Origin of the sequence: Pseudomonas sp. F3-2 (assembly GCF_038804275.1) — a bacterium.
In the GTDB taxonomy this organism is placed as follows: domain Bacteria; phylum Pseudomonadota; class Gammaproteobacteria; order Pseudomonadales; family Pseudomonadaceae; genus Aquipseudomonas.
Window position 1 is genome coordinate 4,899,992 of record NZ_CP152388.1, and the last position, 11,704, is coordinate 4,911,695.

Consider the following 11,704-nt stretch of genomic DNA (forward strand, 5'->3'; position numbering starts at 1 on the left):
CAGCCGACCTGCGGAACAAACCTCCCGCAGGTCGGCTGAATGCAGCGGTGCATTCAACCTCGGCCCGCCTTACAGCTGCGCATCATTGACGGAAGGATCCACCCGGCTGTCAAAGCCTGGGGTAAGAATGACCTTGCGGCAGTCCTCCTCGCGCTTGTCGAAGATGGCGTACCCTTCGGCCGCCTCTTCCAGCGACATCCGGTGCGTGATGATCGCTTCGGGCGCCAGCCTGCCCTCTTCGATGTGCTCAAGGAGCTCAGGCAGATAACGATGCACGTGGGTCTGACCCATTTTGAAGGTCAGCCCCTTGTCGAACGCGTCGCCAAACATGAAGCCGTGGATGAACCCGGCATAGACACCAGGCACGCTGACTGTGCCGCCGCGCCGCACGGCTGCGATGCATTGACGCAACGCCTTGCCGCTGCTGCCTTCGAGCTTCAGCGTGGCAAGAATGGTTTCCGTCGTGCTGCCTTTGGCCTCGAAACCCACTGCGTCGATGACCCCGTCCACCCCGCGCATGCCGGGGGTCTGGCGAATGATGGTATCGGCCGGGTCATCGTCTTCATCGAAATTGATCGGGATCACGCCGTACGTGAATTGCGCGTACGCCAACCGGTACGGGTGATGATCGACCATGAAGATCTTCTCGGCACCGAGCATTTTCGCACAGGCTGCGCTGAGTAATCCCACCGGACCCGCGCCATAGATGGCAACACTGGAACCCGCCTTCACGCCAGCATTCAGTACGGCCTGCCAGGCAGTGGGCAGAATGTCGCTCAGGAACAGCACCTTCTCGTCCGCCAGTGTGCCCGGCACTTTGAACGGCCCGACGTTGCCTTTGGGCACGCGCACGTACTCGGCCTGGCCGCCCGGCACGCCACCATACAAATGGCTGAAGCCGAACAACGCCGCGCCCGGTGGAATGGACTTTTTGTTGAGGATTGCTCCGCGCCCTGTGTTGGTGGTTTCACAGGCGGCGAACGCATCCATCTGGCAAAAGAAGCAACTGCCACAGGCAATCACGAAGGGAATCACGACCCTGTCACCCGGTTTGACGGCGGTGACCTGTGGCCCCACTTCTTCCACGATCCCCATGAACTCATGACCGAAGATATCGCCCTGCTCCGTCGCCGGTATCTTGCCCCGGAACAAGTGCAGGTCAGAGCCGCAGATAGCCGTGGCCGTCACCTTCAGCAACACGTCATCGGGTTCCTGAATGATAGGGTCTGCAACGGTCTCGACACGCACATCGTGAGCGCCGTGGTAAGTCAGTGCACGCATGAACTTCTCCTTGTCTGGCAAGCAAACCACCCAGAGTTACGGCTTCTGAGGGACATGAAATAGGGATCAGCCGCGCGCGGACGAAGTTCGTGACAAGTGACCAGCGGACGCGTGGCTGCCGTAGAATCCTCGGCATTACAAGTCGATTCAGGCGATATTGCTCGCCTCGTCCAACACCGTTTCCGCATCACGGGAGTCATCATGGGTTTTCCCTCAACGCGCATTTGCATTGCCGGCGCGGGTGCCATCGGTTGCACGCTGGCCGCGCGCATCGCGCTGACCGGGCGCCCGGTCAATGTGTTCGCCCGCGGTCGCACACTCGCGGCGCTGCAGCGCAATGGCATTCATCTGCAAGACCTGCAGGGTCGCCATCACGTGAAGGTCAATGCCAGCGACAGCGCTGCCGAGCTTGGCGAGCAAGACGTGCTGTTCCTGTGCACCAAGGCGCCGTCGCTGAGCGGGCTGCTGCCCAACATTGCTCCGCTGATTGGCCCCGAGACGCTGGTGGTACCGGTCATCAACGGGGTTCCGTGGTGGTATTTCCATGGCGAGGGCGGCCGTTTCGAAGGCAATCGGGTGCACGCCGTGGATCCGGACGGCAGCCTCACCGACACGCTCGATTTCTCCAGGCTGATTGGTTGCGTGGTGTTCATCACCGCGCAGAGTTCGGCGCCTGCCGTGGTGAAGACCCATAACCCGTATCGCATCATTCTCGGCGAACTGGACAATCAGCTGACGCCGCGCCTGGAAGGCCTGCGAGCGCTGATCGAAAGTGCCGGAATCGAGGCGCAGGGGACTGACCGGATACGCGATCAGCTGTGGACCAAGATCATCGCCAACCTGACATCGAACCCGGTGTCAGTGGTCACGGGCGCGACGCTTGAGCAGATTTACGGTCATGCGCAGATGCGCGAACTGGCGCTGGCGACGTTCAATGAAGCGATGCAAGTGGCGGCGGCTTACGAGGCGAAGCTGAGCATGGAGCCGACGACATTCATGCAGTTCGGCGCCAGCATGGGCGCTGTTCGCACCTCGATGCTGCAGGACTTCGACAAAGGACTGCCGCTTGAGCTGGCGGCGATTGGAGACGCGGTTCTTGAACTGGCCGAGAAGGTGAACTTACCGATGCCGATCACCCGAAGCGTGCTGACCCTGGCGCGTTTCTGCGCAGAGCATCCACACCATAAGGAGCATGGGCGGCATTAAGGCCTGACAGACGGCAGATGGAAGATATTGCAGGAGTATTTGCACGAGCGTGACTTGTCTCGCGATTGGCTGCAGGGCAGTCGCTGACCATCCAACTTATCCGGCACGTCCACTCTGCCGGGGTCACAACGACATCGTGCCGTTCGCGGGACAAGCCGCGCTCCTACAGGATGCGGCTTGTTCGCTGAGAGGGTTGAATCAGGTAATCGGTGCCGGGTTGAACAGGGTGATGTCGTTGTGCAGACGATAGTGCTCGGTCCAGGTCTTCTTCTTGCCGCTGGCGACATCAAGATAGAAATGGAACAGCTCCCAACCCAGGTCCTCGATACTGGCGCGACCGGTGGCAATGCGCCCGGCATCGATGTCGATCAGGTCAGGCCAGCGATGGGCCAGTTCGGTCCGGGTCGAAACCTTGACCACCGGTGACATCGCCAAGCCATACGGCGTACCGCGGCCGGTCGTGAACACATGCAGGTTCATGCCGGCTGCCAGCTGCAGCGTGCCGCAGACAAAATCGCTGGCCGGTGTGGCACAGAAGATCAGGCCTTTGCGATTGACCCGCTCGCCAGGGCCAAGCACCCCGTTGATCGCACTGTTGCCGGATTTGACGATCGATCCCAGGGACTTCTCGACAATGTTCGACAACCCGCCTTTCTTGTTGCCCGGCGTGGTGTTGGCGCTGCGGTCCGCTTCGCCCTTGGCCAGATAACGGTCGTACCAGTCCATTTCGCGCACCAGTTCTTCGGCCACTTGCGTGGTCTCGGCGCGGGAGGTCAGCAGGTAGATCGCGTCACGCACTTCGGTCACTTCCGAAAACATCACGGTCGCACCAGCGCGCAGCAGCAGATCGGAGGCGTAGCCCAGGGCAGGGTTGGCGGTGATGCCGGAAAATGCATCACTGCCGCCACACTGCATGCCCAGAATCAGCTCGGACGCCGGCACGGTTTCGCGACGACGCTGATCGAGCTTTTTCAAACGGGTTTCGGCCAGTTCCATGATCTGCTCGATCATTTCATTGAAGCCGTGCTTGGAATCCTGCAGGCGGTACATCCACTCCTCGCTCAGATCGACCGAGGGGTCGTTCTGATGCATCACCTGGTCGGCCTGCAGTTTCTCGCAGCCGAGACCGATGACCAGCGCCTCGCCACCCAGGTTCGGGTTGCGCGCCAGATTGCGCACAGTGCGGATCGGGATGTACGCGTCCTTGGCCGTGATCGCCACGCCACACCCGTAGGTGTGAGTGATTGCCACCACGTCATCGACGTTCGGGTACTTGGGCAGCAGCTCCTCGCGGATACGTTTGACGGCGAAGTCCAGCACGCCGGTGACGCACTGCACCGTCGTGGTGATGCCCAGGATATTGCGCGTGCCGACGGTGCCGTCGGCGTTGCGATAACCTTCGAACGTGAAGCCTTCCAGCGGCTCGCCCTTGCCCGGCACCTCGGTGGACAGCGGCAAGCTGTCCAGCGGCGGCGCGCTCGGCATGCGCAACTGATCTTCCTTGACCCAACTGCCGCGCGGAATTGGCTGCAGGGCATACCCGATGGTCTGCCCGTAACGAATCACCGGACCGCCCTCAGGAATGTCCACAGTGTTGACCTTGTGGCTCTGCGGCACGTTATCGATGGTCACCAGACCATTGTCGAATTCTGTCCCCGCCGGAACGCCCTGGTCATTGACCACGACGACAACGTTATCGCGCTCATGCAAGCGGATGTAACGTGGCGAGTCGGCATGTTGAATCAAGTTCATCACGGTTTTCCTCAGTTTTTCGCTTCAGCTCAGCTTTTGGCTTGGGAAACTTCGCCTATTTCGCTGGCTCGCAATCCACCCTGCGCTGGGGTGTCTTTCAATTCCACACGTTTGATTTCGCCCACGATGAACACGTAGCTGATCACCGCCACCAGCGCGTTGGCGCCGACGAACACCAGTGCCCATTTGAAAGAGCCGGTGGAGCTGATGATGTAGCCGATGACGATCGGGGTGGTGATCGATGCGATGTTACCGAACATGTTGAACAGACCGCCGCTAAGACCTGCGATTTGTTTCGGCGATGCGTCGGACATGACCGCCCAACCCAGTGCGCCAACGCCTTTACCGAAGAAGGCCAGTGCCATGAAGCCGACCACGACCCATTCGATATCCACATAGTTGCAGGTCACGATGGAAGTGGAGAGCAGCAGGCCGCCAATGATCGGCGCCTTGCGCGCAAACGTCAGCGATTTGCCGCGACGCAACAGGTAGTCGGAAATGATCCCGCCGAGTACACCACCGATGAAGCCGCAGATCGCAGGCAACGAGGCGATGAAACCGGCCTTGAGGATGGTCATGCCGCGCTCCTGAACCAAGTACACCGGGAACCAGGTCAGGAAGAAGTAGGTGATGCCGTTAATGCAGTATTGGGCCAGGTAGATGCCAAGCATCATGCGGTTGGTCAGCAGTTGCTTCACGTAGTCCCATTTCGGGCCACCGCTTTTGCCTTTGCCCTGATCGTTATCCATGTCGACCATGCCGCCGTTGCTGGCGATGTGGTCAAGCTCTTCCTTGTTGATCATCGGGTGAGCGCGCGGGCTGTGAATGACTTTCAGCCAGATCAGCGAGAACAGGATGCCGATGCCGCCCATGACGATGAACACATGCTGCCAGCCGAAGGTGAACACGATCCAGCCCATGATGGGCGCGAACAGCACGGTCGCGAAGTACTGCGCCGAGTTGAAGATCGCCGAAGCCGTGCCGCGCTCGGAAGTCGGGAACCACGCAGCGACGATGCGGGCGTTGCCCGGAAAGGACGGCGCCTCGGCCAGCCCCACCAGAAAGCGCAGCATGAACAGCGCGACGATGGCGGTGGAAAGACCGAATTCACCGACATAGCCTTGCAGCACGGTGAACAGCGACCAGGTGAAGATGCTCAATGCGTAAACTTTTTTGGAACCGAAACGGTCAAGCAACCAGCCGCCAGGGATCTGACCGGCGACGTAGGCCCAACCAAAAGCGGAGAAGATGTAACCGAGAGTGACGGCGTCGATGCCGAGGCTTTTCTGCAGACTGGAGCCAGCGATGGCGATGGTGGCACGGTCGGCGTAGTTGATTGTGGTCACCAGAAAAAGCATGAGCAGAATCAAATAGCGGACGTGCGTCGGCTTGGATTTTTGCATGTTCGAAACTCCCACTAATTATTTTTTTGCGCGGGTTAAACGATCTTTTATGTGTGTGCTGCTCGCCTCTGCCCCTAAATCCAGATGCGATTGAAGCATGTGTCACGGTGACGCCTGGGGTAAAACTCACGCACAAGCGGCCTTGCCTGCGCGAACTGCTCGAAAGATTCGGTACGTGGGAAAACAAGGCCCCGACGGCAAAAAACCGCTGATCGCTCAGCGGTTTTGCGAAGGGTCAGCGCTTACTGCTGGCCTTGCTTGTCCATCAGTGCAGCGAGCATTTCGAACTCTTCTTTGGTCAGGTCAGTCAGCGGAGCGCGGACTGGACCTGCGTCGTAACCGGCGATTTTCGCGCCCGCTTTGACGATGCTCACCGCGTAGCCGGCTTTGCGGTTACGGATGTCCAGGTATGGCAGGAAGAAGTCGTCGATCAGCTTGCCGACAGTGGCGTGGTCGTCCTTGGCGATAGCGTGGTAGAAGTCCATCGCCAGCTTCGGTACGAAGTTGAAAACGGCCGAGGAGTAAACCGGCACGCCCAGCGCCTTATAGGCTGCTGCGTAAACTTCAGCGGTAGGCAGACCGCCGAGGTAGGAGAAACGATCGCCCATGCGGCGACGGATCGAAACCATCAGCTCGATATCGCCCAGGCCGTCTTTGTAGCCGATCAGGTTAGGGCAGCGCTCGGCCAGTTGCTCCAGCAGCGCAGGGGTCAGGCGGCAGACGTTACGGTTGTAGACAACAACACCGATCTTGACCGATTTGCAGACCGCTTCAACGTGAGCGGCAACGCCGTCCTGGCTGGCTTCGGTCAGGTAGTGAGGCAGCAGCAGCAGGCCTTTGGCGCCCAGACGCTCAGCTTCTTGAGCCATCTCGATGGCTTGACGGGTAGGACCACCCACGCCCGCCAGAATCGGCACGGACTTTTCGCAGGTGTCGACGGCAGTCTTGATGATTTCAGAATATTCGCCGCTGGTCAGGGAGAAGAATTCGCCTGTACCGCCCGCAGCGAAGAGTGCGGAAGCGCCGTACGGGGCCAGCCACTCAAGACGTTTGATATACCCAGCGCGATGGAAATCGCCCTGAGCGTTGAAATCGGTAACCGGGAAGGACAGCAGACCGTGGGAAAGGATGGACTTCAGTTCTTGTGGATTCATTATTCGAACACCCTGAGAAGCTAATTGTATGAATGGATCACCAGTCCTGCGCTGATGTCGTAAGTCATCGTACAACTAGGAATGACATCTCTCAATAGGGGCTCGATAATTTAATTGGCGAGGAGATGAATGGTGATCCTGGCGAAAGTCCTGATCTCACGATCGTTTCAGACTGAGGGAGCGCGCCTCCCCGCGATCTGCCGTTCAGCGGTAGCAACCTTGATAACCCGATCTGTCTGGAACGACGCGGCGCCTATTCACTGCCGCTGCGCGGCTGATCGCGGGCAAGCGCGCTCCTACAGACAGCGTAAGAGCACGACGATTTGCATGGCGGACGCAGAACATCAGGTCATCCGACCTCAAGCGCGCTGCGATTCTGCCTCTTCATGAGCATGACGCAGGCGTTCGCGGCTGTTGGTCAGGTGCAGGCGCATGGCGGCGCGGGCGGCGTCGGAGTCCTGGCGGGCGATGGCATCGTAGATTTCTTCGTGCTCGCGGCTCAGGCGATTCATGTAGTGCTGGTGATCGTCATGGGCCAGACGCGCAGAATTCAGGCGCGTGCGCGGAATGATGCTGGTGCCCAGGTGATTCATGATGTCGGTGAAGTAACGGTTGCCGGTGGAGAGGGCAATCGCCATATGGAACTGGAAATCTGCCCCCACGGCATCGCTGGCATGCGCCGCGCTTTCATTGAGCGCATCGAGGGCTGCGCGCATGTCGGCCAGTTGTTCGTCCGAACGACGCTGGGCTGCCAGGCCGGCGGATTCGACTTCGAGGCTGATGCGCAGCTCAAGAATCGCCAGCACGTCGCGCAGTGTCACGATAGTGGCTGGATCGATGCGGAAACCGCTGGGGCTCGGCGTATCGAGAACGAAAGTGCCGATGCCGTGGCGTGTCTCCACCAGACCGGAGGCCTGCAAACGTGAAATCGCTTCACGCACGACGGTGCGACTGACGCCCTGCTCTTCCATGATCGCGGACTCGGTAGGCAGCTTGTCGCCGCGCTTGAGTTCGCCGTTGCGAATGCGCTCGGAGAGTTCGGTTACCAACTCTTGCGCGAGGCTGCGGTGCTTTCTGCGGGCGCGAGGCGGAGCACTCTGATTTTCCATATCCAACATGCATCTCTAAATCGGTGAAAGATTCATCATAGCTCACCGGGTTGTACGATCACATAACAAACCCGGCGAGTTCGTAGGTTTTTGCGGCACTTTGGCGTCAGCGACCTCAAACCACGCTTTCAGTCTGCGGCTGCTCACGCAACTGGCCGCCATCGATGCGCAGGTGGCGACGATGGAAACGCTTCAGACTGCTGCGATGCCCGATGCTCAGTAAGGTCAGACCGGGCAACTCATCGAGCAGGGCCTGATACAACGCCGCCTCGTCTTCCTCGTCCATCGCCGATGTCGCTTCGTCCAGATACAGCCAATCGGGCGCGAACAGCAAGGCCCTCGCAAACGCGACCCGCTGTTGTTCGCCTGGAGACAGCATGCGCTGCCAGTGATTGCTCTCGTCCAGGCGCGAAACCAGATAGTTCAGGCGGCAGGTTTCCAGCACCTGGGCAAAGCGCTCGGCCGGGTACACTTCGGGCGCTTGTGGATAACTCAAGGCCTCGCGCAACGTGCCGATGGGCAGATACGGTTTCTGCGGCAGGAAAAACGCGCGTTTCGCCGGCAGCCGAACTGCACCGTGACCTTCGTTCCAGAGCCCACCCATGGCGCGCAGCAAGGTACTTTTACCGCTGCCGGAGCGGCCGCTGAGCATGACCTTCTCGCCAGCGGCTATGTCGATATTGGCGTTATCGAGCAACTGCCGGCCGCCCACCAGCGACAGCGCCAACCCTTCCAGATGCAGACCATTGCTCTCATGGCTGACCTTGATGTCCGGCACGCGCGCCTCGTTTTCATCCATGGCCTGGCGGAAGCTGAGTAGACGATCACAGGTCGCGCGCCACGATGCCAGCTGCGTGTACGCGTCGATGAACCAACTGAAGTTCTCTTGCACGTTGCCGAACGCCGAGTTGATCTGCATCAGCTCGCCCAGCTCGATCTTGCCGGCAAAGTAGCGCGGCGCGGCCACGACGAAGGCGAACACGATGGCGATCTGTGAATAGCCCGCAGTGAAGAACGTCAGGCGCTTCTGCACCTTCATGATGGTCCAGAAGTTGCTCCAGACCATGCCGAACCGCGCGCTCAGACGCTGATTCTCGTTGGCCTCGCCATCGGACAGCGCGATGCTTTCGGCATTCTCGCGAACCCGCACCAGCGAGAAACGCATGTCGGCCTCGTAGCGCTGTTGCTGGTTGCTCAGGACGATGAGTCGCTTGCCGATCAGATGCGTCAGCCAGCTGCCGACTGCGGCGTAGAGAAGCGCGGCCCAGAACATGTATCCGGGAATCGTGATGCCGAACAGTTCGATGCTGCCGGAAACGCCCCACAGAATGACCGAAAACGACACCAGACTGACCACGGTCCGCAGCAGACCAAGGCTCAGGCTGAGAGTGTCGGACGTGAAGTTGTTCAGGTCTTCGGACAGGCGCTGGTCAGGGTTATCGGTGTACCCGCCCTGCTCCAGCCGGTAGTAATTCTTGTGCGAAAGCCATTTGGTGAAATGCTTTTCGGTCAGCCAGCGACGCCAGCGAATCGTGAGCATCTGCGTGAGGTACAGGCGATAGACCGCGCCGAGAATGGCGATGGCAGCGATGCCGCAGAAATACAGGATCAGGTGAGTGAACGCTCCAAGATCCTTGTTCTGCAGCGCGTTGTAGAAGTCCCGGTACCAACTGTTGACCAGCACGGAGATGAACACGCTGAACAACGACAGCGCGATGACGGCAATCAGCAAGACCCAGGCCATGCCCTTTTCTTCGCTGCGCCAGTAGGGCGTGACCAACTTCCAGACCCTGGAAAAGAAACTTCCGGTCACAGCGTCGTTGACCCTGGATTCATCGATATCAAAATTCATGGTGAAGGCTCGGCGGCAGGCATTGAATGGCGTTGGCACCAATGTGCCAGACGCCACTGACGGTCTTCCATGAAGAAATCTTTATGAAGCGATCCATGCTTAACGACGGACCGGTCGCTTCTGCAGCTTGCGTTGAAGCGTGCGCCGATGCATGCCCAGAGCCCGCGCGGTAGCCGAGATGTTGCCTTCGTGCTCGGTCAGCACGCGCTGAATATGTTCCCACTGCAAGCGGTCCACCGACATCGGGTTTTCCGGCACGAGGGTATCCAGATCGGCATGCTCGGAGAGCAGTGCCGCCAGCACATCATCGGCATCGGCCGGTTTGCACAGGTAGTTGCAGGCGCCGCGCTTGATCGCTTCGACAGCGGTAGCGATGCTCGAATAACCGGTCAGTATCAGGACCCGCATTTCCGGGTCCAGTTCCAACAGCTTGGGCAGCAACACCAGGCCGGAGTCGCCCTCCATCTTCAGGTCGACAGTCGCATAGTCGGGAATGTCCTGCTGCGCGAGGGTCAGCCCTTCCTCGGCGGAGCTGGCGGTACTGACCCGGAAGCCACGGCGGGCCATGGCGCGCGCCATCACGCGGGTGAAGGTGGCATCGTCGTCCACCAGCAACAGGTGCGGCAGTTCTTCGCCTTCGACCTGGATTTCATCAGTCATGCTTCATCTCCTGTTGCGTTCCGGGGTAGACGCAGCTCGGTGAGCGTGCCGCCTTCCTCGTGAGGATAGAGTTTCACCGAGCCACCTGCGCGAGTCACGCTGGCCTTGCTCAGAAACAGGCCCAGACCGAAGCCTTTGCCTTTGGTGGTAAAAAACGGTTTGCCAATCTGTTCGGCGACGGCCAGCGGCACGCCGGCCCCATGATCGCGGATGCTGATGCGAATCTCCGAAGCGTTCCAGTCCAGGTTCACTTCCAGCCCCTCCGGGCAGGCGTCTGCGGCATTGTTCAGCAAGTTCAGCAGCGCCTGGGTCAGATCGGGCGGCGGCGCGACCATCGGTACCTCGCCCTGCCCCAGCCGCTGGAAACGATAGCTGGCTTCGGGGCGCATCAGGTGCCACCGATTGAGTGCCTGATCCAGCCAATGCGTGACGGTCTGTTCCTGGACTTTCAGACGGCGGTTGGCCTCGGCGGCGCGCACCAGTTGCTGCAGCGTCTCCTTGCACAGCTTGACCTGATCCTGAAGCACCGAAAGATCTTCCTGCAGCGCCGGATCCTTGTGGTCCTGTTGCATCTCCTTGAGCAGCACGCTCATGGTCGCCAGCGGTGTGCCCAGCTCATGGGCCGCGCCTGCGGCTTCAGTGGCCACGGCGAGCAGCTGCTGATCGCGGGCGCCTTCTTCGCGGCGCAGCGCACGCATCTGCTCCTGACGGCGCAATTCCTCCGCCATCCGCGCCGCGAAGAAGGTAATCACCCCGGCAGCCAGCGCGAAACTCAGCCACATGCCGTAGATCTGCATTTTTTCGCGGGCGATGGCGAAGGCTTCGACCGGGTAGAAGTTGGCCAGCATCAAGGTGTAAAGCGCCAGAGCGATGCCGGAAAGAATCAGCGAGTACCGCCACGGCAGCGTGACGGCGGCGATGGTCAAGGGCACCAAGTAATAAGAAACGAACGGGTTGGTCGACCCGCCGGAGAAATACAGCAGCGCGCTGTGGATAAACAGGTCGAAGGCCAACTGCACGGCGTATTCGAGCTCGGTCACCGGCCAGGAAGTACGCAGCCTTATCGCGGTCAGCAGACAGACGATGGCCGAACACCCCAGCGTGATATCCAGCTGCAGCCACGGCAGATGCAACAGATCGAACAGGTAGGCGAAGCCGACCGAGCCGGCTTGAGCGCCCAGGACCAGAATCCGGATGAATGTGAGCCGCCAGAGGTTCTGACGGGTTGCGGAAAGCAGTTGTAAAGGGGCGAGCATGAGCTCTCCTGATGAGCGCTCCAGGCGAATC

At 60.0% G+C, this 11,704-nt stretch carries 9 protein-coding genes; 1 reads left to right on the forward strand and 8 read right to left on the reverse strand.

The features are described 5' to 3' along the window. Nucleotides 1-69: 69 nt before the first annotated feature. The gene (locus AAGQ88_RS22065) at nt 70-1,281 is read right to left on the reverse strand and encodes a zinc-dependent alcohol dehydrogenase (RefSeq protein ID WP_093462795.1); all 1,212 of its coding nucleotides are present in this window, start codon (nt 1,279-1,281) and stop codon (nt 70-72) included. Between the two features lie 201 nt (nt 1,282-1,482). Here AAGQ88_RS22065 and AAGQ88_RS22070 point away from each other — a divergent pair, with 201 nt between their 5' ends. Then, nucleotides 1,483-2,487 carry a 2-dehydropantoate 2-reductase gene (locus AAGQ88_RS22070; protein ID WP_342653576.1) on the forward strand — a complete coding sequence of 335 codons (1,005 nt, stop codon included), beginning with the start codon at nt 1,483-1,485 and terminating at the stop codon, nt 2,485-2,487. A 198-nt stretch (nt 2,488-2,685) separates the two neighbouring features. On the opposite strand, the gene garD is transcribed toward AAGQ88_RS22070, so the two are convergent. The 7 genes from garD to AAGQ88_RS22105 form a co-directional block, all read right to left on the reverse strand. After that, nucleotides 2,686-4,239: a galactarate dehydratase gene (gene garD, locus AAGQ88_RS22075; RefSeq protein ID WP_285422539.1), complete on the reverse strand. Its 1,554-nt coding sequence runs from the start codon at nt 4,237-4,239 to the stop codon at nt 2,686-2,688. Between the two features lie 29 nt (nt 4,240-4,268). After that, nucleotides 4,269-5,642 (reverse strand): MFS transporter, encoded by a 1,374-nt coding sequence (locus AAGQ88_RS22080; RefSeq protein WP_093462786.1) that lies wholly within the window; start codon nt 5,640-5,642, stop codon nt 4,269-4,271. A gap of 242 nt (nt 5,643-5,884) precedes the next feature. Further along, nucleotides 5,885-6,796: a 5-dehydro-4-deoxyglucarate dehydratase gene (gene kdgD, locus AAGQ88_RS22085; RefSeq protein WP_093462783.1), complete on the reverse strand. Its 912-nt coding sequence runs from the start codon at nt 6,794-6,796 to the stop codon at nt 5,885-5,887. A gap of 359 nt (nt 6,797-7,155) precedes the next feature. Next, nucleotides 7,156-7,905 (reverse strand): FadR/GntR family transcriptional regulator, encoded by a 750-nt coding sequence (locus AAGQ88_RS22090; protein WP_093462762.1) that lies wholly within the window; start codon nt 7,903-7,905, stop codon nt 7,156-7,158. Nucleotides 7,906-8,020: 115 nt separating this feature from the next. Further along, nucleotides 8,021-9,757, reverse strand: a complete 1,737-nt coding sequence (locus tag AAGQ88_RS22095) for an ABC transporter ATP-binding protein/permease (protein WP_342653577.1) — start codon at nt 9,755-9,757, stop codon at nt 8,021-8,023. A 99-nt stretch (nt 9,758-9,856) separates the two neighbouring features. After that, a complete protein-coding gene (locus AAGQ88_RS22100; RefSeq protein WP_074756039.1) occupies nt 9,857-10,417 on the reverse strand; it encodes a response regulator transcription factor in 561 nt (186 codons plus the stop codon). Next, complete coding sequence (locus AAGQ88_RS22105) at nt 10,414-11,673, reverse strand: ATP-binding protein (RefSeq protein WP_093462759.1); 1,260 nt, start codon at nt 11,671-11,673, stop codon at nt 10,414-10,416. Before AAGQ88_RS22105 ends, AAGQ88_RS22100 begins: the two co-directional genes overlap by 4 nt. Nucleotides 11,674-11,704 lie beyond the last annotated feature (31 nt).